This window comes from Megasphaera sp. ASD88, from assembly GCF_002287425.1.
GTDB lineage: Bacteria > Bacillota > Negativicutes > Veillonellales > Megasphaeraceae > Megasphaera > Megasphaera stantonii.
In genome coordinates, this window is the sequence record NZ_NQXW01000032.1 from 1 (window position 1) to 21,112 (window position 21,112).

Below are 21,112 nucleotides of genomic sequence, written 5' to 3' on the forward strand. Positions count from 1 at the left end.
TTGAAACAGTTGTTGAATAATGCTGCGTTTTCCTTCGGTCATAATGACCTTATGTACCGGTTTCTTTTCTCTTGCCATGATAGTAAGCCTCCTATGATTTAGATTGTATCATAGAAGACCTATACCTGGCAGTTATTTACAGAAAAAGCTTCACATAGTCTGGGCGTCGCTGTTTAAGTACATATGGCATATTTCTTCCAGCATACGCTGATAGCGTTGGCAGTCTTCATCGGCAGCGATCCAATTCAGGTTCCAGATAATCAAATCTTCATAGCGAATATGATTTTCAAAGACGGGGCGTTGTTGAATGACAGGATAGATTCTATCGTTAAGCATATGGATCATCAGGCTGAATACAGCGTACTCATTTTGCGGCTCAGTGAAGGTCAGCGGCCCCGTATCCGTATCTTTTTTCAGTAATTCATAGCATCTGAGGGAAATATTCAGCTCTTTAAAAATGGCTGATTTGGTCAATATCATGGTATAGACCTCCTTGGAAATTAAGATTCGGCATAACAGCTTCTTCGAGCTGTTCATGCGTTTTATATCTTTGTTAGACTATATGCAGCCGTTTTGTGTATCCTTTTGACATAGCAAACAGGCAGGCTCGTAAGAACCTGCCTGAATAAAAGTATGTTATTTTGGATTGTTAATCCATGCGGCGCATACAATGCGGGATATGCCGTCTGACGTCTTATCTTTTACTACGACGAAATAGGGATGATCCATTTTGATGATAATGGGCTTAGGTTTAATAACTGTGCATGACACCGTTTGCATAGAGCATACCATGGTAAAAGCCTTGACTTCCGCTTTTTCTTCGTCCAAGGATAATTGTACGGCTTGCTCTGCCTCATTTAAATAAGACCATACTCTGGATGGATCGACAATATTATCTACTGTAAATCGTTCTTTTGTTAAATGTTCCATGCCCAACGATTCTAAAACAGGCTTTAAGGAAAAGGATGATTTCATTGAAATCTTAGGCATCTGCAAATCAACCAGATTGTGCAGCTCGTCGTCGTGATTACAAATATCCCATAGCTTATGAAGTACTTTTGCTCTATTAGTTTTAAGCTTGATAAAAAACTTCTTTGTTTTAGGCTTGATAAAGTACGTAATAGATTGTCTTTTTCCCGGCAAGGCGGCGACCTCGTAGTCATCCGTAATCTTTCCATATATTCTGGAAAATTCCGATTTCATTGTTTCCGGCTGTATTTCTTTTCCATTATCTAAATAGAAGGTCCGGGGCTGCGTATCATGTTTATTAAAGGCTTCTCCCCACTCCGCAGAATAATGCAATGCTGAATATAAACCTAAACCATCGTTTTGTGTCGGCTTGGCTTGGAACAATATTTCTCCAAGATGCTTTCTCTGAAAAGCTATAATTTTTTGCTCGCCATCTTCGGGCGAAGAAAAAAAGTCAATCGTTCCCCGTTCTTTATGCGTACGGTACTTCTTCCATTCATCTTTCAAAAGTATCAGCGTACCGCTTTTTGTATTGAGAAGAGACTCGTCTAGTATATCGGGAGAAACATAGGGGGACACTTCTTGTTGAATCCGTTCGTCTTCCGTATTTACAGATAACAGCGACAATGCCTGTTGCAAGGAGTAGGGGGAAAATAAGATATTATTGTCCATTCTCTGCGTTTGGCATATTTGCTCAAATAATTTTAATGCAGATTGCTCTAGCAAACCATTCATATACATGCCCTCCCTCTTGATGAGCGATCTTTCATCTTCTAATCAATCCATTATTGATTGCTGATTATTGAAATTTGAAGTTCCTAATTGCGGAAGTTCCAGACCGTGCATATGGTACATGAAAATCATACGCAGGCGGAAAATACTTTTTTAGCCAGGAAATCACTATCTACCGATTGTCCCGTTGAAATCGTGTCCGGATTCCGATTAAACATCCAAGTGCCATTCCAGACAAAGAAATGGTAGATGTCTGTACTGCCGGGACTATTATCTGAGCCGCTGTTAAATTTGACGATTACGTTGAATTCTGTGCTGCTTTTGGCATAAATAGACGATGTATCGACGTAGACATTCGCGCCTTTGCCGCTATAAATCCAAACGTCTTCAGCTTGCGCTTCTAAAGGCGCAGAAAATCCCAAGGCGCAGCAAGAAATAAGTCCTGCAATTAATAATTTTTTCATCATCATTTTCTCCTTTCTTCGTAAAAAATACTATTGATGTACTTATAAATGGTCATATCCTTGCGACTGAGCCGCTACATTTCCTACTTTGATAAACAGAGATACGGAATCCTGGCTGGGGAAGTGGTAATCGTTGTTTCCGGGGCCGCGGGTTCCGATGAACACCCAGTCGGAGCCGTTTTTGCGTTGGTATACGTTTTCTACATCCCCGTTAGAAATGCACCAGTATGCTACGGTCATCGGCTCGCCATTGAACGTTACGTCTGCGCCGAAGGTACGGCTGGATTGGTCAAACCATGCGCTACTGCGATCGACTTCAATCGAGGCGGCAGATACGGCAGGCACTACCGGTGCATTCGTCAGCAGACAGCTCCCCATTCCCAAACTAAGCATAATACCTAAAGCTACAACGACTTTTTTCATGTGAAATCCCTCCTCATAATGCATTCCTTAGACTGTGACTTAATCACGCTTTTCCTCTACATAATCGTACTGTTTAGATGCCAGATAAAACTCCCATCCGTCTGACGATTCTTCCGTTATATGGCCTAGTAACATCCTCGCTACATAATTGGCCGTATACCATGCCGGACGGTCATCTTCTTCCGGCATCGACGGCAGATACGGCACCTCCAAAGGCAATAGCGGTAATAACGGCCGTTGAGGCATACGCTTTCTAAAGGGGGAACGAAGTTTTGAGCTGACCTTATAATGTTCCTGCGACTCCTTCCTCCGGAGAAACCAAAAGATTGCTTCGGCAACTGCTATGGATGAGGCTATATTATGCACTTCCTGTTCGCCGATTTCAGGTAAAAAGGTGCTCATATCCGGTTCTTGTCTCATGAAGAATTTGGCAATCTCATAGGCCACGTTTTGCCAATGAAGGGGAATGAGCAGCGGCTTCAAGCTATTTAATAATGCAAAATAGCCGCCTCCATATTGGACAACATATTTTAAATTTTCTCGGGACGACGGATACACGCCGAGGATCACATAGGCAGCTCGCTTCCACGTATCATTTGGATACAATTCGCTGTCAAGCAATACAGAATAGTCTACTTCCATGCTTACTCCGCTAAATCTATTATGAATGGTCGGCATGCATATCACCTCCGGTCAAACTATAAATAATATGCTTCTATTCCTGATAAAAAGGAATGATATTAAATTCACTTGTTTTTCAGTTGTTTCTCAATGTAATCTGTCAAGGAAGCTGCAATAGGACGCGGGGCTATATTCGACTGAGTCTGATATACAGTTCCGTTTGTGTCCTGCCAAATAATAATTCCATCGACTCCCGTGTTTTCAATTACGTACATATTGCGAGGAACTTTGGAATTAAGTTCTCGTTCTTTTTTTGTAAGAGACACGACATTACGGTGTTCGGATTTTGCAATACCGCTTAATTCAATCCCCTCTGCCATAATCGCTCCAAAAGCAGCCAAATATTCTTTATAGTCTTCCGCAAAGCCAACTCGCAAACGAATTTCTGCTTCCGTAATCTCTTTTGCCGTAGCCGGTTTCAACGTCAATAAATTCGGCAAAGAATTAATTAATTTTACTATCTTAGTCATTTTATTCACCTCTTAATAGTTTCTGCTCGTATTTTCCAATGTGCTTTTCGTATCTGATCCCAATTACTGTCTTCACCATGAACTTCAGATTCTATTGTATTATCATGCCAAAGACTTTGGTTCTTTTTACCATCTTCATATTCGCCAGTCCGGTGTTCTTCTTCAGTCAATTCGACGAGAGGAGAATCAGGCTTTTGTCCAAGATGATGCAATTCAATAGGTTTTCCTGTTTTACTATCTAACGGAGCGAGTCCGCGCGCTATTCTATCTCTATTAGATATACCGTCTTCATCTTTATAATCGAGATCAATATTTTCTTTTATTAAACATTTTCTTCCATTGATTTCAACTTCCACAAGGCCAGCATTTTTTAAAATCTCATATTGTTTCATGTTTTGGATATTTTCAATTATTTCGTCAGACCAACCTGTTTCTTCTTTGATTTTTGCTTTTTCTTCCGTTGTTAAGCCTTCCAATTTGCTTTCTGATATTTCTCTCATTTTCAGTGCCCAGTGTTCCATAAGCGCAGCGGGGGATGTATGTTCAATGTAAGAAATATCCGGAAATTCTACCCGTTGCGATCGTCCCATTTCATCCGCCTTAGGAAGTTCACGGACTTCGGGGAATTTGCTCTTTTCCAGTTGTTTATCAAAAAAAGAATCTGTTCCTATCATGAATATCTTAACCTCCTTTAATCATATTTTCTATTTCTGAACTAGTTGAATCGGAAACGACGATAAAATAATTGCGAATAGTACTTGGTATATCCGTATTTCTGTTCATTGAACAGGTTATGAGAGCAGTTACATTCCTTTTTGCATATGAGGATACGTCTTTTGCATATAGATTTTGCAAATGTTCCTTTACTTCGTTAATTTTTTCATGAGAAGGGGCATAGAACGTTTTTTCTAATAACATGACAAAGGTATCATCTGAAAGTGTTTTTGCACAATATACCCCTCTGCTCATCAGCGTTAGGATAACTTCTGTCAAATACTCGGCACACAAACGTGCCGTATTTCTGGACAATGTTAGACGAATATCTTTTTGCTTAATTTTATTTTCGATATCATTCATCAGCATATCGCAAGCGGCAATACAGTTATCTTCATTTTCAATCATGAGTGTATTCAAAATAGACAAGGCTTTTTGTTTCATCCATATAGTATCACCTAAAGAATTGCGGATAGTGCTAAGATTTATTTTTTCAAATCTGTCAATATCAGTATTATACAATTCTTCGTCTGTAACAAAAACATCTAAATCTTGCTTGACTCCATCAAGGATAACCGTATCTTGAATTTTTACCGGAGTAGGCAGCATCATTCCTTCTTTATGACAATAGGCGTAGCCCGTTTCCAAAAAGCCTAGTTGGACGGCGTCCTTTCCTGTGATTCCAATCGTATTGGCTATAACCTGTTGGTCATCAGCAGAAACAATGCGTTGAACTATTTTAGTTGACGAATTTTTGATCACGTCAGGAGCAAGTTTTGTTGGGATTTGTTCTGCCACAATGACCCCTTGACCATATGAACGCATTTCAGCAATCATATTAGTGAAATGCTCGACTGCTTTGCCTTTTGGATTCCCAGAGGTTTCAGAAAGACGCTCGGTTTCCACATTTTTAAGCAGGCGGTGGGCTTCTTCTATGACAAGTAAATGCTGTAATCCTTTTTTTCGCCTTCCGTTAAGTTCTTTTTGCACTTGTCGATATTCATTGATAAAAATTACTAACAAGCCGACACTAAAGGCCTTATCAGAGTCATCGGCAAGACCCTCCAATTCGAAGACAACATTTTTTTCAAGTAAGTCTGTAAAATCAATAAAATCGCTCGTATTAAAAGTATATCCTTTAGCGCCAACACAGAGGTTCTCTAATCTTACTTTCATGGCAGTTTTTATATTGCCAGCTACTTCTCCATCATATTTTAATTCTTCGTCAATATATCTTGCAATCTCGTCCTTTAGTTCTTGCATGGTAGGGAATAAAAACTTATGGGAGAGCTTAGCGTATTGCGTTTTTATATGGTCTATACTAAAAAAGTCAATAGAACTTTTAACGTTGGCTAATAACGGATGGTATCCAAGGGTTAAATCCCAGCCTTTGTTTTTATATACGGAATGCAAACACTTTTCTAAAATATAGGACATAGGACCGTAAAACGAGAACGATGCGTTAAATAAGTCCTTCAGGTAGTCAATATGGAGTTGAGGACTTACGCCCGGCATAATATAAAATGGATTGAGCTGCGGGGCGTTGATCTCTGGCTTTCCAAGCGTGTATACCGTCGTATCCACTGCAATATTCCGATATTCCTTTTTAGCAGATTCAATCACGAGAAACGGCTTTTTCGCTTCTATCAATATTTTCTTTACCGTGGTTGTTTTGCCGCTGCCAGTAATGCCGCAGACAAACGTATGTTTATTTAGATCTTGCTCGCTAAGCGCAAACGGCATATTTTCCATAGGACGTTTGCCGTCTACGACATGACCAAGGGGAACATCATTTGCTCCTAATTTGCTGGCAAGTAATGGGAACTTTCTTTCAAGACGAAGTTCAAAATCAGGAACGCTTTCCGTAGGGACAGTACAAAGCAATCCCAACTCTGCTGAATTCAGATAAGAGCATAATGGATTGAAATGTTCTTCTTCCAGAAAATCAGGTATTGACAAGACTTCAGGTGTAGCCTTCGGTTCAAAAGCCAGCATAGGTAATTTCTTAGCGTCGAGTTTTGAAAGCTCGCTGCACAAACATGCGCGAATAATATTTCGTGAAAGAAGGCTTTCCGCCGAATAGGCAATAGCAGTTTGCCATACGCCATTATTTTGCCCGCCTTTAAGCCGCTCGATAGCGTTATCTGCATAATCCATTAACTCAAGGGCAAAGCTGTTTTGAATATCGCTTGATATAGTTTCTCCAGCCGTTATTGCTTCGGAGATAGATTGACTAATCCCTTCTGAGTGAGATTTCCCCATTCCAGCAAAGCTACCAATAAGCGTCCCCAAACTGCCTCCCATTGCGCCTCCGATAGCAGCCCCGGCAGCCGCGCCAATTCCGGGCAGTGCGAAGAATCCTAAAAGGGTCCCTGCGGCAACGCTCGCCGCTGCCAAAGCTCTACCGGCTCTATTCATTTCGGTGTCTCCGCTGGTTAGTCCTTCAGCTATATTTTTTGAATACGTGCTTGATCTGGCGATGTTCCTTTTGCTGATTGCAAAAGCTGCATCTTTTACTGCAAGTAATTCTGAAATATTTTGAGAAATTATTTCTCTGCCAACTGGCTTTGCAATAAACAAGAGCATATAATTTTGTCCGTTTAGGCTGCGCATAATAGAGGCTAAACTAAATGTCTGCTTTTGTCCGTCAACATATAGCGATGGTACTCCTGTTAAAATCCCATGACTCATCGGGATAGTTGATCTGGGCGAAAAATCCGGTGAAATTTCTTGCATACTGATTCCGGAAAGCATGCCTCGCGTAATAGTTGTAACCGCTTCTACATCGTGGGGAGAATACACACCCAACACAAGGTTCGTCATGCCGTCGCGGCTTATGAGGCCGTAGGCAATGGGAATGTCGATGGAATGCAAAGCCGTAAGAAGTTTTTCGAATCTTTCATTTACATTTTCGAATACTTTATCTACAGTATCGGCGGTACAACTATCAATTCGGAAAAATGTCATGCTTTGAAGTCGAAGCATACTGTTCTGTTCAAGAAGGTTTTCCACATCATGTTTTTGAATGAGATACGATGGGTAAACCAAATTCAAAAATTTTTCCGTTTGCGTGCCTAGTACGAGGCTATCTCTATGCAATTCTTCCATTAAGTTAGCTTGTTTTTGTTCTATAGCCAGTTCATTCATATCGTTACCTCGTCATATCTTGCTTAATTTCTTCCACTCTTTGATTGTAATACTGTTCCACGTCATCAAACCATTTTAGAAATTGTTTTTTCACCTCTTCAAGATAGGTGTTCAACGCGTGTGCTAATCTTTTTTTGTTTTTAGCAGGTTCCAAAACGTGATAATCCGCTAATGCCGCGCCGATAGAAGCAACTATCAGGATACTGATAGGAATAGGTACAAGACTAGAAACGGACAATCCAGCAGCTAACACGGCACCAATTTCTATGGCTCCTCCAATAACAAAGGTAGCACCGCCTATTTTTAACGCTTGTACGGTTTTGGAAGCTTCTTCGTAATTTACTGTAGTATTTGGCGTGAATTGATATTTGCTCATTATTTCGTAGCGAAGATTGACTTCAGAAAAGCGATTTTGTCTGCTAACATCTGCAAAAAAATCCGTATGTAATGTGGCTTTGCGTAAGTCAAATAACATATCACTCAAAATATACTGGCTGTTGATAGTCAACTCTGAGCTTACCAACTCGATTATATTTTTTTTAGCTTCATCTAAGTTAAATGAATCCATGAGAATAGAATTGACCCGATTGCTTAGGTCAATAAACATTGCGTCAACTTTGGATTTAATTTTTTCGCTGTACATATTTTGCAATGCCTCCTATTATTTTCGTTATGTCTGCCTGTGTCGTATGAATACTACCAATGAAGTTAGAAAGCTCTTGAATGATCTCCCTCATCTGCTCGGCTGTGGCTTTAGCTTTCATGATAGCATCCAGTTCCTTTTCTTTTACTCGAGCATTCTTACTAAGCTCTTCAGTATATTTTTTTTGAATATTCGTAACAAATGCGATAAGGTTTTCCGATAAATTATTTTTCAAGGCGGTCAAACGACCCTCAATATCATGTTTTATGAGTTTAAAATGCTTCGGTTGCGAATATACCGAATGCGTATGCGTGGTTTTAAATGTTACCCCCGTTTCAAAGGAGCGAGTTTCATACGCGTTTTTTTCAGTTGAATCTTTAATTTTTTTAAACGTATCTGCTGTAAAATCTGGTTTCAATGATATAAAAGATATCGAACTCTTATCACTTAACTGTATCAATTCTTTATCAAACTCTTTTACAATTTGCTCTTGAATTGTTTGGGTAAATTCTTGAAATTTTTCAATTTTTTCAAAAGATAACTTTTCTAATTTCGCAAAGGAATCTTCGTCCTTAGCTATCTTGTCCGCCGCGACCGAAAAATCCTTCACTTCTTTCGTTATTGTATTTTTAATTATTCCATTATACCCAGTAAATTGACGAGTAACATCCTCAACTCCATCATGCATTTTTCTTTCAATTTGCCCTAATTCATCTTGTAGCTTGCTTATTTGTGCTTCAAATACTTTCGGATCTTTTGCTTCCTGACGACTTTTTATACATTCTATACTTTCATTAATATTGCTCCCAAGGAATTCATATAATGTTACCATAGACGCCAGTAAATCACTCAATAAGAGGTAATGTGCTTTTCTGCCAAAACGCTCTAATGCATTATCAACTTGTTGAAATCGAGATATTTCCTTTAATTTTTCAACAAAATCACCAGAACCTAAAAAACCATTTGTCTCGTTATAGGCCTTAAGTAGAAACCCATCAAGAGTTCCCTCATTATTTAACCTGAGAAGTTCTTTTTGAATATCTTTAATATGAGAAAATGTATTTGCATACAATTCTGCTTTGCTGTCTACAATTAAAATATGATTTTCGTCGAGGCTTTTAAACTGCTTTTTCGCTTCTGCCTCTAATCTGCGCAAGTCCTTTGGTGATAAATCGGCCGCATGGGTAAGTACGAGGAATAGAGTCCCTTTGTTTCGGCCGATACTTACGTTTTCCATAAATTGATTGAACTGAGTAGATTCTAAGGCTTGACCAGAAATTGATTTCAAAAAGATAATGGCATCCGCGTCTTTTATATAGTCAGAGGTAATTTCGGAAACGCCGCCGCGAGCACAAACTCCCGGGCTGTCGATAATTTCAATACCTTTAAGAGCTTCTTCTTCAAATGGATATATAACTTCAATCTTTGTTACAATGTCTTGCCAAGTATTTTTCCGTTTTTTTATATACTCTCTAATGAGTTGATTGTACTCGGAAACGGGAAGGTTATGAATATTGGCCTTCTGCACTTCAGGCGCTTTCAGCATTTCTTCTACTTCAACCTCAGAAATGCAAATAGGGATCCCCTTAGCCCGCGCCCGTAATCCGGATTTTACGAGAATTTCACTGTTAATAGTAGGCACCGGTATATCTCTATAATCATCGTTTAATGCGGCATTCTTTTTTAAGAAGGCAATAGCCGCTTGTTTATCAGTAATTGTCTTTTGTCTCCCGTTAGCATATGTTGCCTGTACGGAAAAAGTTTTTCCATATTTAATTTCGACGACAGCACTTGTGCACTGTTGTACATCCATCGGAAGCAGTTCAATACCCAAGTACGCGTTAATAAACGTAGACTTACCGCTATTGGATTCGCCGGCAACTATAATTTTAAATTCATCTTCTTTAACTTTTTCTGAAATTTTACTAATGTGCATTAATAATTCTTTCTTATTTTCAATAGGAATTGGTAATTTAATTTGACCTTCAATTTGTTGATAATACTGCTCTATTCCCTTCAATAATTTTTCGGTAGCATCGTATAATGCTAAGACTTCGTTTTTTCTTGCTTGGTAATCAGTAGTCATGGATATAGTCTCCTTCCTTGGGCATTGAATGTTATTTTTTAACGCAATACGTCAGTTAATGTTTTGCAATGGCAATAGTTATTACTAGATATTCTTTTACTTTGTGTGATATTTTTAGCACGCTATAATTATACTATCCTGCAACGACAATAATTGTCGCTGCAACATTTTATTTCCATCCCAGTAGCCGTTCCTCGTCCTCATCCATCGTCAGCAGCCGCTGTACGTCGATTTTTAAGCCGTTGGCAATATCTACCAGCGTAGACAGGGAAATGCTTTCGTTGTAATCGCCCCGCTCTATCCTGCCGATGGCGCTTTCGCTGAGGTGGACCCGTTTGGCTAATTCTCTTTGGTTGAGGCCGTTGAGGGTTCTATAGTATCGTATTCGCGCTCCGATCAGCTTGTAGAGTATGTCTTTTTGATCCATGGGAATACCTTCCTTCTTTCAGATTTCACTATAATTTATACAGTCGTCTCGGTATACTGGGCCAAGGTTTCCATCAGTTTTTCTTTCATCGTTTCCACGAAGTCCTGCGGTTCCAGCACTTTGATCCACGGCCCCTGGCTGAGGAGCCACATGACGATACCCTCGCCGTAGACTTCGGCTTCGACGATATGCGTCCGTCCGATGCGGTCGATGACCCGCGCCGTCGGCAGCTTATCGAGGACGGCCTGCACCGATACGCCGTTATACGCAAACCGAATGGTGCGCAATTTTCCCGGCCACATGAACAGGCTGCGCTGGCGGAGCAGTCCTTCGTCGAAGGCTGGCGCGTCGTCCGTCGTAAATTTCCGGCGGTGAACGGTCAGTTGCTTGATGCGGTCTACGCGGAAATACAGGGGCTTTTCCGTATCGCCGTCGGTACCAAAGGCGATGAGGTAAAAATAGAAGTCCGTAAACATGACCGACGCCGGACGCAGGCGATGCACCGTATGGGCCCGGTCGGACCGGAAGTATTCAACAGTGATTTCCCGCTTTTCCGTAATGCAGCGCACGAGCTGCCAGAGCATATCCTGCACGCTTTCGCAGTCGTGCTTGACCGCCGTGTAATGGTACAGCTCCTTGCGGATAAGTTCGTTTAGCTTGGCCCTGTCGTCCGTCGTCGTAAAGGCTTTGAGCTTCGACGTCAGGAGAAGGAGCTCTTCTTTGGAAAAGGCTCTGGCTCCGATCACGACTTCTATCAGCGCGAATAATTCCTGATTGGTCAAAAACTCGTCCATCCGCAGGCAGTAGCATTTATCGCGGTGGGAATACTGCAATTCCGTATTGCCGACGAGCTCCCGGTGGTCGGCCAGAAAGGCCTTGATGTCGTTTATCGTGCGACTGATGCTCTTGGTAGATACACCGTACTGCACAGCTAGCTTTTGTATGGATATATCTTCGCCGCGCAATCCCCGGAAAAAGATTTCCAGCATTCGTTCCTGTTTCGAGCCTTCCATGAATCGTTCCTCCTTTCGTCTGATAGCGTCTGATGTGCTGTTTCTGCCTTTATTATAGAAAACGAAGGAGACAGACGAGTGTCCCAGTAAAAAAGAAATTGGGAATACTGTATAAAGAATTTGCATAGAAGTATCGTGATTTTTTACATTTTATTCCTTATACACATATTATTATGGCACGTTTTTTTTATTATGGCACGTTTTTTGTTTTTACAGTTCGCCTAGATATGCTTTATATTCGCCTAGAAATGATACATATACAGCATAAAATTATATATTAAGCTATAATTCTTACATGTATATGCAATATGTCAGTTAATATGCTGAAAATGGGAAGATTTTCTGTATAAAAACACCATTCAAGAACGACACTGATGAACTCGAAAAAGACCTCTGCGCAGTGATTTCCTGTAACACTTGCTTGCGCAGTATCTGCACACAAAATATAACTGCCCATGCAAATAGGCCCTGCCGGATATCCGACAGGGCTGTTATTGTATCAAGGAAGGGACACCAGTAAGTATGAAACAGGGAGAATCCTTATGGCCTTTTGGGCATAAATATGGCCTCATGGAAAACACCCATGAGGCCAGTTTCTATCTGTATGGAGCGGATGAAGGGGATCGAACCCTCGTACCAAGCTTGGGAAGCTCGTATTCTACCACTGAATTACACCCGCATGTTATGGTACTTATTAAGTATATCAAATACACGAGCCCTTTGTAAAGAGATTAGAGCTGAAAATATGATAAAATCCCAGGCACGGCCTCCGTCATGTTACTGTTTTGTTACAGTTTCGCCTCTTCTCTATTCCTAAGGCAGACTTTATGTTATAATGCACTCACAAGGATTTTAGAAAGGATAGTGATATGCTATGAAAAAAATCTTAACTGCCGTCGCGATGGCCGGAACGCTCCTGATGGGCTGCGCCGCCGTCGGCGCGATGGACTCGACGACATTGCTGAATAATCCCGACCGGTACCGCGTCGTAAGCACTCAGCCCGACGGCGTCGTATACGTCGACATGGATTCCATAAAGAGTATGCAGACCCGGGACTTCCCCAACAGCATCGAAAATATTTCCTGCACGCTGTACGTAGAAAAGTACAACAGCACCTTGGATGCCATGGCTTTCCAGCAAAATCAGGTCATCCGTCAGATCAACGAATATTCGGCGACGCTTCACGGCAATAAGCGCGACAACACGTACGATTTAAAAGCGGAATTGCAGCAGGTCTACTCTCCCCAGGGTGAAGCAAAGGAAATCAGCATCGACACGATTCAATTTAAAAATATCAAAGACATGTTTGTCAATACCCATCGCCTGGCTGCATTGCCGAAGCAGTAAAGACATATTTTTCCAGAGATACAAAGGGCTTGCCGCACGTCATACGTGCAGCAAGCCCCTTTATCATGTCATGCAGCAACAAACAAAACACGCCCTATCCCGAAGGATAAGGCGTGTTTTGCTGTATGTGATTCTATGAGCAAATAGAGTTATACACTAACGTATCGGCTTATTTTCCAGCCAAGGTCTTGTATGCTTCGAGACGGTCTTTCATGTCTTCAGCCGTCTTTTCGAAGAATTCGTCAGCCTTTTCAGGGAATACGGTCTTCAGCGATGCATAGCGGACTTCGCCCATGAGGAAGTCTTTAATGTCGCTGACCGGTTCTTTAGAATCGAGGATGAACGGATTCTTGCCTTCAGCTTTCAGAGCCGGGTTGTAGCGATACAGGTGCCAGTAGCCAGCTTCAACGGCTTTCTTAGCTTCGATCTGGCTGTTGGCCATACCGGCTTTGATGCCGTGGTTGATGCACGGTGCATAGCCGATGATCAAGCTCGGGCCGTCATAAGCTTCAGCTTCCTGAATCGCTTTCAGGCACTGGTTCTTGTCGGCGCCCAAGGCAACCTGAGCAACGTATACATAGCCATAGGTCATAGCGATGCGGCCCAAGTCTTTCTTTCTCGTCTTCTTGCCGCCAGCTGCGAACTTAGCGATAGCCGAGGTCGGCGTAGCTTTGGAGGACTGACCGCCCGTGTTGGAGTAAACTTCCGTATCGAATACGAAGACGTTGACGTTTTCGCCCTGAGCCAATACGTGGTCCAAGCCGCCGAAGCCGATGTCATAAGCCCAGCCGTCGCCGCCTAAGATCCACTGGCTGCGTTTTACCAAATTGTCGCGGCGTTCATAGATGCGTTTGCAGATCGGGCATACGTCCTTAGCTGCTTCTACGACGGCGACAACCTTGTCAGCCCGTTCGCGCGTGCCTTCGCTTACGTCCTTATTGTCGAGCCATTCCTGGAATACGGCTTTCGCGTCGGCCGGTGTATTCGGGTTGTCGATAGCTTCCTGAATATCCATAGCCATTTTTTCGCGAACCTGCTGCGTAGCCAAGAACATGCCCAAGCCGAATTCGGCGTTGTCTTCGAACAAGGAGTTCGCCCAGCCCGGGCCGTGGCCTGCTTCGTTCGTCGTGTACGGCATGGACGGTACGCTGCCGGACCATACGGAGGAGCAGCCCGTAGCGTTAGCAACCATCATGCGGTCGCCGAAGAGCTGCGTGATGAGTTTTGCATACGGCGTTTCGCCGCAGCCTGCGCAGGCGCCGGAGAATTCGAGCAGCGGCTGTTCGAACTGGCTGCCTTTGACGGTGAATTTATTCATGGGATTCTTCTTAGCAGGGAGATTTACAGCATAATCCCAGAGGGGAGCTTTTTCTTCCTGAGAACCGAAGGGTTTCATTTCCAGGGCTTTTTCCTTAGCCGGGCAAACCTGAGCGCAGCTGCCGCAGCCTAAGCAGTCGAGGACGCTGACAGCCATGGTGAAGTGCATGCCGGGAACGCCGACAGCCGGTTTCGTCTTGAGGCCGGCCGGAGCAGCGGCGACTTCTTCATCCGTCAAGAGAACCGGACGAATAGCTGCGTGCGGGCAGACGAAGGAACACTGGTTGCACTGGATACATTTTTCTGCATCCCATTCCGGTACGTTGATAGCAACGCCGCGTTTTTCATAAGCAGCCGTGCCCTGCGGGAATGCGCCGTCTTCCAGGCCGATGAACGTGCTGACCGGCAAGGAGTCGCCTTCCTGTGCGTTGACCGGTTCCAAAATCTTCGTAACGAATTCGGGAACGTCTTTGACAGGAGCAGCTTCATCGGCAGCGTCAGCCCAGCTGGCCGGAACGTCGATTTTTACGATGCCTGTTACGCCATTGTCGATAGCGGCGTTGTTCATGTCGACGACTTTCTGGCCTTTTTTGCCGTACGAGGAAACGACAGCGTCTTTCAGGTATTTAACAGCATCGTCGATAGGAATGATGTCGGCGATCTTGAAGAACGCAGCCTGCATGATCATGTTGAAGCGGCCGCCTAAGCCGATTTTCTGAGCGATGTTTACAGCGTCGATCGTGTAGAACTGAATATCGTTCTGCGCGATGTAGCGTTTCATCGAAGCCGGCAGGTTCGCGTCCAGTTCTTCCGGAGTCCAGAGGGTGTTCAGGAGGAAGCTGCCGCCTTTCTTCAGGCCGGACAATACGTTGTATTTATGTACGTACGACTGCTGCGAACAGGAAACGAAAGCAGCTTTGTTGATGAGGTACGTCGATTTGATCGGGTTTTTGCCGAAGCGGAGGTGAGATACGGTAATACCGCCGGATTTCTTGGAGTCATAGGCAAAGTAAGCCTGAGCGTGCATATCCGTGTGGTCGCCGATAATCTTAACAGCGCTCTTGTTGGCGCCGACCGTGCCGTCGGAGCCAAGGCCCCAGAACTTGCAGGCCGTCGTGCCTTCCGGCGTCGTGTCGATGTCTTCGCCGAGGGGCAGGGACGTGTAGGTAACGTCGTCGACGATGCCGATAGTGAACTGATCTTTCGGCTGGTCGAGCTTCAAGTTTTCGAATACGGAAAGAATGTGGGTCGGAGTCGTGTCTTTTCCGCCGAGGCCAGCGCGGCCGCCTACGATAAGAGGCTGTTTTTCCTTGCCGGCATATACGCCCTTGACGTCGAGGTACAGCGGTTCAGCAACGGAGCCCGGTTCTTTCGTGCGGTCAAGAACAGCGATCTTCGTAACCGTTTCCGGAATATATTTGAAGAAGTATTTTTCCGAGAACGGGCGATAGAGGTGAACTGCCAGGAGTCCGACTTTTTCACCGCGTTTGTTGAGGAAGTCTACCGTTTCTTCGATAGCGTCCGTCAAGGAACCCATAGCGACAATCATGCGGTCTGCGTCGGGAGCGCCGTAGTATCTGAAGGGATGGTATTCCCGGCCCGTGAGAGCGGAAATTTTTTCCATGTAGTCTTCAACGATATCCGGCAGCGCTTCGTAGTACTTGTTCTGTACTTCCTGCTGCTGGAAGTAGATATCCGAGTTCTGCAGCGTGCCCTTCGTCGTCGGATGATCCGGGTTGGTAGCGCGGTCGCGGAATTCTTTAACAGCGTCCATGTCGACTAATTTTGCCAAATCGTCGTAGTCGAAGGCTTCGATTTTTTGAATTTCATGAGACGTGCGGAAGCCGTCGAAGAAGTTGAGGAACGGAACGCGGCCTTTAATTGCCGATAAGTGAGCGACAGCCGACAAGTCCATAACTTCCTGAACGCTGCCTTCAGCCAGCATAGCAAAGCCGGTCTGGCGGCAAGCCATGACGTCGCGCTGGTCGCCGAAAATGCACAAGGTGTTCGTGCCGAGAGCACGAGCTGCAACGTGGAATACGCCCGGGAGCAATTCGCCGGCGATTTTGTACATATTCGGAATCATAAGGAGCAAGCCCTGAGAAGCCGTGTAGGTCGTCGTCAAAGCGCCTGCCTGCAAAGAGCCGTGAACAGCGCCGGCAGCGCCGCCTTCAGCCTGCATTTCCTGAACGCGGACAACTTGTCCGAACATGTTCTTAACGCCCTTAGTCGCCCATTCGTCCATTTTTTCCGCCATCGTGGAAGAAGGCGTAATAGGATAAATAGCGGCAACATCAGTAAACACGTAGGACACATAAGCGGCAGCGGTATTGCCGTCCATGGTCATCATTTTTTTGCCATGAAAATCCCTCCAACTAATAAAAAATAGTCTTCAATGGCTTTATTATAACGCACAATTCTATATCTGTATAACAAATGAAATTAATCGCTTTAATCAATATTTTTGATTGTCAAGCCTGATGTAAGCCACTTTTCAATATTTTATAAAAATCATTGACGGAGAAAAGAAAATCTTGCATACTAGTCATATGAAGGAGAGATTATAAATTATGGAAATACGAAACTTAAATACCTTTCTTCAAGTCGTTTCTATAAAAAACTTCACGCAGGCGGCGAAAATCCTCGGCTATTCCCAGTCCAACGTCAGCGCGCAGATTCAGCAGCTGGAACGGGAGGTCGGCGCGCCCTTATTCAACCGCATCGGCCGCCAGGTCACGCTGACTCAGCATGGCGAGGAGCTGATTCCCTACGCCCAGAAAATCGTCGCGACGGCCCTACTGATGGAAAATTTCCTGAAATCCAAGGAATCCCTCGGCGGCACCCTGCGCATCGGCATGGTAGAATCGCTGTACGAAATCCTGTTCGAATCATCCCTTCTCCGTTATCATCAGCACTTTCCCAACGTCAAAGTCGAGTTAGTCGTCGACGATACGGCGACCCTGAAAAATCGGATGCAGACCGGCGTTCTTGACTTCGCCTGCCTCATTGCCGAGCCCCTGCCGAAAACGCAGTGGCACACATGGTATTCCCGAAAGGAAGACATCGTCGTCATCGCCAATCCCGGCAATCACCTGTGCCGGCAGAACTCTCTGACCCTGAGCGATTTAAAAGACGAGGAGTTCATCTTGATGGAATTGACAGCTCCCTACATCGTCACCTTTCAGAGCGCCATGTCCGCCCAGAATATTACCCTTCGCCCATTCTTGACGCTGCAAAGCGCCAACACGGCAACGCGCCTCGTCAGCAAGGGCAACTTTTTATCGGTCCTGCCCCAATACACCGTCGCCCAGGCGGCTAAGCAGGGCGATGTCGTCATCCTGCCGATTACCGACTTTTGCGACAGCTCGTACGTCCAGACAGTGCTCCACGCCAACAAGGTCATGACGCCGCAGATAGAAGGGTTCCTGCAGGAAATACAGGCAGTTATCGAGACGGAAACGTCCCGGCTCTAGGCATTCCGTCGTTTTATTACTACAATACACGCTGATTAAGAAGGTGAATACGTTATGAAATTAATGGTATCAGGCATTGGCGGCGTCGGCGGCTACATTGCCGCCGTTCTCTGCCACTATTATCCCGGCAGCGTCACGCTGATCGCCCGGGGCGAACGGAAGAAGGCCCTGGAACAGCGGGGATTGGTCGTCCACAGCGCCGTCTTAGGAGAACAAACCTATCATCCCGCCGTGACAGACTGCCCGGCCGACGTTGGCATTCAGGATGTAATTTTTGTCTGCGTAAAAACCTTTTCCCTGGACAAAGCCCTGGCCGCCCTTCGCCCATGCGTCGACGAGCACACCGTAGTCGTCCCTGTTATGAACGGCATCGACCATGCCGACCGGACCCGGGCCGCCCTTCCTGCGGGCCGAGTCGTAAATTCGCTTATTTACATCACATCATCCTACGACGGCGAATACGCCATCTGCCACGCCAGCCCCTACGTCCGCATGCGCGCAGACAGCCCCGACCGCGACGCCGCAGCCCTGGTCTGCCGCTTGCTGCATCACGAACAGGCCATGGAATGTACGATTCCCCAGGATATGAAAAGCGAAGTATGGAAAAAATACATCATAAACTGCGCCTACAACACGATTACGGCCTATTACACCTGTACGACACGAGGACTGCTGGAGCATCCGGAACGGCTGGCAGAGTTTCGGGCCCTTCTCGACGAAGCCTATGCCGTAGCCATAGCCGATGGCGTACAGCTCCCTTCCGGACTGACGGCAGAGATTTTCGAAGACATGATGCATTACCGCAACGCCGACGCGACGAGCTCCATGGCCCGAGACGCCATGGCTCATAAGCCGACGGAGCTTGAGACGTTCAGCGGCCATCTCGTCCGCCTGGCCGACCGGCTAGGCGTGCCGGCACCCGTGTCCAAACGGTTTTATCAAGAGCTGCTGAAACGGGAGGTAGGAAAATGAAACTGATGGTAACAGGCATCGGCGGCGTCGGCGGCTACGTCGCATCTGTATTATGCGCCGCCTACTCCGACGTCACGCTGATCGCCCGGGGACCGCGCAAAGAAGCGCTGCTGAAAAAGGGCCTCGTCCTCCACAGCGACGTATTCGGAGAGCATACGGCCTTTCCCGCCGTGACCGACGACCCGTCGACAGCTGGCATACAAGACATGATATTTGTCTGCGTAAAAAATTACTCCCTTGCCGACGCGCTGACGGCAATTCGTCCCTGTGTCGGCCGGCATACCGTCGTCGTCTTGATTTTAAACGGCGTCGACCATGGCGCCGCGGCGAAAAAGATCCTGCCGAAATGTCCCATCGTCGACACGACGATTTACATTACGTCAGCCTATGAAGCAGATTTTTCTATACGCCAATCGGGAACCTTCGCCCGTCTGTTCATCGGCTCCTACGATAAGGAAGCGGCGCAGCGCGCCTACGACGTGCTCAACTGCGAAGGCCTGACGTGCCGACTCTCCGACGATATTACGGCGGAAATCTGGAACAAATACATTACAAACTGCGCCTACAATGTCATTACGTCCTATTACGAAGGGACGATTGGCTACGTCTTTTCCCAGCCCAAGGGCAAAGAGGAGTTCCGTACCCTCCTGGATGAGGCCTATGCCGTCGGCAAGGCATTGGGCATCGCCCTCTCGCCAACCCTTCCCGAGGAAATTTACGACCGCGTCATGCGCCAAAAGGATAAAGACGTCTCCAGCTCCCTGGCCCGCGATATCATGCAGGGCCGTCAAAGCGAGCTGGAAACCTTCAGCGGATACTTGGTAAAAACGGCTGACGAGCTGCATATTCCCGTTCCCTTCTCAGCCCATTGCTACCACACGATTTTGCAGCGCCTACAGCATACGGCGACATAAGCATAATACCAAAGGCCCCCGTGTTCTATGAAATCTATCCATAGAGCACGGGGGCCCTTTTCTTATAAAAAGACTCTTGCCAACCCGCCGGCCATAGGCACAGCAAGTTGGCAAGAGCTTGTAAGCACTTAAAAGGTTGTTTTCGTTTACTACAGACCGGACATCCCGTCGGTGAAACATGTAAGCGGTGATTCACCGGCTTCAGCTTCTATGTCCGGGTACTTCCATTGCCAGCAGCAGCTCGCCTTATTTCTTCATGACGCGGGCTTCGCCGTCGGTAACGACCTTGCCGTCCTGGTTGGTAACGGTCGTCTTGAAGATAATGCGGTGTTTCGCATCGTCCTTTTCCTTGCATTCTACCGTCGCTGTCAGCGTATCGCCGTAGAATACCGGTGCCAGGAAGCTGAGGGACTGATTCATATAAATCGTGTTCACGCCCGGCAGCTCCGTGCCCAGTACGGCCGAAATCAAACCTGCAGAAATCATGCCGTGGGCAATGCGCTGTTTGAACATGGAATTCTTAGCGAATTCTTTGTTGATGTGGACGGGGTTGAAGTCTGTCGTTACGCCGGCAAAGGCATATACGTCGAATTCGGAAATCGTCTTCGATACGGATGCTTTATCGCCAATCTTAATATCTTCATATTTTACATCACGTGCCATTTTTTCATCTCCTCTCTTTGTGAAGTATATAACTGCATATTACAGTTCCAAACCCATGGGTTTGTCTTCAAAGATACGAGCGTCCATCAGCTTGACGTCTTTGACGATGGGCTTGAAGTCCATGTATGCCAATACGTCTTTTTCGATGTCGATGCCCGGTGCCACTTCGATCAGTTCCAAGCCTTCCGGAGTCAGCTTGAATACGGCACGTTCCGTAACATACAGTACAGGCTGGCCTACAGCATTTGCATAGGCACCGCTGAACGTTACCTGTTCTACCTGCTTCAGGAACTTCTTGTTCCGGCCTTCGCTTGTGATGACCAGTTTGCCGTCTTTGACTTCTTCCTTCAGGCCGCCGGCCGTGAAGGTACCGCAGAAGATAACTTTCTTGGAATTCTGCGTGATGTTGATGAAACCGCCGCAGCCTGCTACGCGGCCGTTGAACTTACTTACGTTGATGTTGCCGTTGACGTCCGATTCAGCCAGGCCCAGGATTGCCAGGTCTACGCCGCCGCCGTCATAGAAGTCGAACTGGTACGGCTGGTCGAGGATAACCGAGGCGTTCGTGGCTGCGCCGAAGCTCAGGCCGCCGGCCGGTACGCCGCCGATAGTGCCTGCTTCTGTCGTCAGTACCATGCTGTCGATGCCTTCTTCAG

The 21,112-nt window shown here is 45.6% G+C and carries 18 protein-coding genes, 1 tRNA gene and 1 pseudogene; 4 read left to right on the forward strand and 16 right to left on the reverse strand.

Annotated elements, in window-relative coordinates:
* Positions 1-150: 150 nt before the first annotated feature.
* From CJ260_RS11635 to CJ260_RS11695, 13 genes are all read right to left on the reverse strand, one after another.
* Positions 151-480 (reverse strand): hypothetical protein, encoded by a 330-nt coding sequence (locus tag CJ260_RS11635; RefSeq protein WP_095630322.1) that lies wholly within the window; start codon positions 478-480, stop codon positions 151-153.
* 156 nt (positions 481-636) lie between these two features.
* Entirely contained in the window at positions 637-1,704 is a 1,068-nt protein-coding gene (locus CJ260_RS11640) for a serpin family protein (RefSeq protein WP_158221407.1), read from the reverse strand.
* A gap of 125 nt (positions 1,705-1,829) precedes the next feature.
* Positions 1,830-2,165 carry a hypothetical protein gene (locus CJ260_RS11645; protein ID WP_095630324.1) on the reverse strand — a complete coding sequence of 112 codons (336 nt, stop codon included), beginning with the start codon at positions 2,163-2,165 and terminating at the stop codon, positions 1,830-1,832.
* 42 nt (positions 2,166-2,207) lie between these two features.
* A complete protein-coding gene (locus CJ260_RS11650) occupies positions 2,208-2,588 on the reverse strand; it encodes a hypothetical protein (RefSeq protein ID WP_095630325.1) in 381 nt (126 codons plus the stop codon).
* A 39-nt stretch (positions 2,589-2,627) separates the two neighbouring features.
* A complete protein-coding gene (locus CJ260_RS11655) occupies positions 2,628-3,266 on the reverse strand; it encodes a hypothetical protein (protein WP_095630326.1) in 639 nt (212 codons plus the stop codon).
* A gap of 68 nt (positions 3,267-3,334) precedes the next feature.
* Positions 3,335-3,739: an SMI1/KNR4 family protein gene (locus CJ260_RS11660; RefSeq protein WP_095630327.1), complete on the reverse strand. Its 405-nt coding sequence runs from the start codon at positions 3,737-3,739 to the stop codon at positions 3,335-3,337.
* 5 nt (positions 3,740-3,744) lie between these two features.
* Positions 3,745-4,413 (reverse strand): HNH/ENDO VII family nuclease, encoded by a 669-nt coding sequence (locus CJ260_RS11665; protein ID WP_095630328.1) that lies wholly within the window; start codon positions 4,411-4,413, stop codon positions 3,745-3,747.
* Positions 4,414-4,420: 7 nt separating this feature from the next.
* A complete protein-coding gene (locus CJ260_RS11670) occupies positions 4,421-7,600 on the reverse strand; it encodes an ATP-binding protein (RefSeq protein ID WP_095630329.1) in 3,180 nt (1,059 codons plus the stop codon).
* A gap of 4 nt (positions 7,601-7,604) precedes the next feature.
* Positions 7,605-8,243, reverse strand: a complete 639-nt coding sequence (locus CJ260_RS11675; protein WP_095630330.1) for a hypothetical protein — start codon at positions 8,241-8,243, stop codon at positions 7,605-7,607.
* Entirely contained in the window at positions 8,224-10,329 is a 2,106-nt protein-coding gene (locus CJ260_RS11680; protein ID WP_095630331.1) for a dynamin family protein, read from the reverse strand. The genes CJ260_RS11675 and CJ260_RS11680 overlap by 20 nt, the downstream gene beginning before the upstream one ends.
* A 169-nt stretch (positions 10,330-10,498) precedes the next feature.
* Complete coding sequence (locus tag CJ260_RS11685) at positions 10,499-10,756, reverse strand: helix-turn-helix domain-containing protein (RefSeq protein ID WP_095630332.1); 258 nt, start codon at positions 10,754-10,756, stop codon at positions 10,499-10,501.
* Positions 10,757-10,791: 35 nt separating this feature from the next.
* Positions 10,792-11,769 carry a YafY family protein gene (locus tag CJ260_RS11690; protein WP_158221408.1) on the reverse strand — a complete coding sequence of 326 codons (978 nt, stop codon included), beginning with the start codon at positions 11,767-11,769 and terminating at the stop codon, positions 10,792-10,794.
* Between the two features lie 605 nt (positions 11,770-12,374).
* A tRNA-Gly gene (locus tag CJ260_RS11695) sits at positions 12,375-12,448 on the reverse strand.
* A gap of 195 nt (positions 12,449-12,643) precedes the next feature.
* Between CJ260_RS11695 and CJ260_RS11700 the strand changes: the two genes are divergently transcribed.
* Complete coding sequence (locus CJ260_RS11700) at positions 12,644-13,117, forward strand: hypothetical protein (RefSeq protein ID WP_087478699.1); 474 nt, start codon at positions 12,644-12,646, stop codon at positions 13,115-13,117.
* 169 nt (positions 13,118-13,286) lie between these two features.
* Here the strand turns inward: CJ260_RS11700 and nifJ are convergent, their stop codons facing one another.
* Positions 13,287-16,775: a pyruvate:ferredoxin (flavodoxin) oxidoreductase gene (gene nifJ / locus CJ260_RS11705; protein ID WP_233127990.1), complete on the reverse strand. Its 3,489-nt coding sequence runs from the start codon at positions 16,773-16,775 to the stop codon at positions 13,287-13,289.
* A 229-nt stretch (positions 16,776-17,004) separates the two neighbouring features.
* Here nifJ and CJ260_RS11710 point away from each other — a divergent pair, with 229 nt between their 5' ends.
* The 3 genes from CJ260_RS11710 to CJ260_RS11720 are packed head-to-tail and all read left to right on the forward strand — an operon-like array spanning position 17,005 to position 19,793.
* Complete coding sequence (locus CJ260_RS11710) at positions 17,005-17,907, forward strand: LysR family transcriptional regulator (RefSeq protein ID WP_095630335.1); 903 nt, start codon at positions 17,005-17,007, stop codon at positions 17,905-17,907.
* Positions 17,908-17,961: 54 nt separating this feature from the next.
* Positions 17,962-18,879, forward strand: coding sequence for a ketopantoate reductase family protein (locus CJ260_RS11715; protein ID WP_095630336.1), 918 nt, complete (start codon positions 17,962-17,964; stop codon positions 18,877-18,879).
* Positions 18,876-19,793, forward strand: a complete 918-nt coding sequence (locus CJ260_RS11720; protein WP_095630337.1) for a ketopantoate reductase family protein — start codon at positions 18,876-18,878, stop codon at positions 19,791-19,793. The genes CJ260_RS11715 and CJ260_RS11720 overlap by 4 nt, the downstream gene beginning before the upstream one ends.
* Before the next feature lie 246 nt (positions 19,794-20,039).
* On the opposite strand, the gene CJ260_RS11725 is transcribed toward CJ260_RS11720, so the two are convergent.
* Together CJ260_RS11725 and CJ260_RS11730 are read right to left on the reverse strand one after the other, a co-directional pair.
* Positions 20,040-20,456 (reverse strand): MaoC family dehydratase, encoded by a 417-nt coding sequence (locus CJ260_RS11725; protein ID WP_087478693.1) that lies wholly within the window; start codon positions 20,454-20,456, stop codon positions 20,040-20,042.
* 39 nt (positions 20,457-20,495) lie between these two features.
* Positions 20,496-21,112 (reverse strand): annotated as a pseudogene (locus tag CJ260_RS11730) (acyl CoA:acetate/3-ketoacid CoA transferase); the annotation flags it as partial.

What these genes read in the sequence shown, in the direction of transcription:
- CJ260_RS11635 (WP_095630322.1), bottom strand. Translation starts at nt 480, where the DNA reads ATGATATTGACCAAATCAGCCATTTTTAAAGAGCTGAATATTTCCCTC.
- CJ260_RS11640 (WP_158221407.1), bottom strand. Translation starts at nt 1,704, where the DNA reads ATGAATGGTTTGCTAGAGCAATCTGCATTAAAATTATTTGAGCAAATA.
- CJ260_RS11645 (WP_095630324.1), bottom strand. Translation starts at nt 2,165, where the DNA reads ATGAAAAAATTATTAATTGCAGGACTTATTTCTTGCTGCGCCTTGGGA.
- CJ260_RS11650 (WP_095630325.1), bottom strand. Translation starts at nt 2,588, where the DNA reads ATGAAAAAAGTCGTTGTAGCTTTAGGTATTATGCTTAGTTTGGGAATG.
- CJ260_RS11655 (WP_095630326.1), bottom strand. Translation starts at nt 3,266, where the DNA reads ATGCCGACCATTCATAATAGATTTAGCGGAGTAAGCATGGAAGTAGAC.
- CJ260_RS11660 (WP_095630327.1), bottom strand. Translation starts at nt 3,739, where the DNA reads ATGACTAAGATAGTAAAATTAATTAATTCTTTGCCGAATTTATTGACG.
- CJ260_RS11665 (WP_095630328.1), bottom strand. Translation starts at nt 4,413, where the DNA reads ATGATAGGAACAGATTCTTTTTTTGATAAACAACTGGAAAAGAGCAAA.
- CJ260_RS11670 (WP_095630329.1), bottom strand. Translation starts at nt 7,600, where the DNA reads ATGAATGAACTGGCTATAGAACAAAAACAAGCTAACTTAATGGAAGAA.
- CJ260_RS11675 (WP_095630330.1), bottom strand. Translation starts at nt 8,243, where the DNA reads ATGTACAGCGAAAAAATTAAATCCAAAGTTGACGCAATGTTTATTGAC.
- CJ260_RS11680 (WP_095630331.1), bottom strand. Translation starts at nt 10,329, where the DNA reads ATGACTACTGATTACCAAGCAAGAAAAAACGAAGTCTTAGCATTATAC.
- CJ260_RS11685 (WP_095630332.1), bottom strand. Translation starts at nt 10,756, where the DNA reads ATGGATCAAAAAGACATACTCTACAAGCTGATCGGAGCGCGAATACGA.
- CJ260_RS11690 (WP_158221408.1), bottom strand. Translation starts at nt 11,769, where the DNA reads ATGGAAGGCTCGAAACAGGAACGAATGCTGGAAATCTTTTTCCGGGGA.
- CJ260_RS11700 (WP_087478699.1), top strand. Translation starts at nt 12,644, where the DNA reads ATGAAAAAAATCTTAACTGCCGTCGCGATGGCCGGAACGCTCCTGATG.
- nifJ (WP_233127990.1), bottom strand. Translation starts at nt 16,775, where the DNA reads ATGGACGGCAATACCGCTGCCGCTTATGTGTCCTACGTGTTTACTGAT.
- CJ260_RS11710 (WP_095630335.1), top strand. Translation starts at nt 17,005, where the DNA reads ATGGAAATACGAAACTTAAATACCTTTCTTCAAGTCGTTTCTATAAAA.
- CJ260_RS11715 (WP_095630336.1), top strand. Translation starts at nt 17,962, where the DNA reads ATGAAATTAATGGTATCAGGCATTGGCGGCGTCGGCGGCTACATTGCC.
- CJ260_RS11720 (WP_095630337.1), top strand. Translation starts at nt 18,876, where the DNA reads ATGAAACTGATGGTAACAGGCATCGGCGGCGTCGGCGGCTACGTCGCA.
- CJ260_RS11725 (WP_087478693.1), bottom strand. Translation starts at nt 20,456, where the DNA reads ATGGCACGTGATGTAAAATATGAAGATATTAAGATTGGCGATAAAGCA.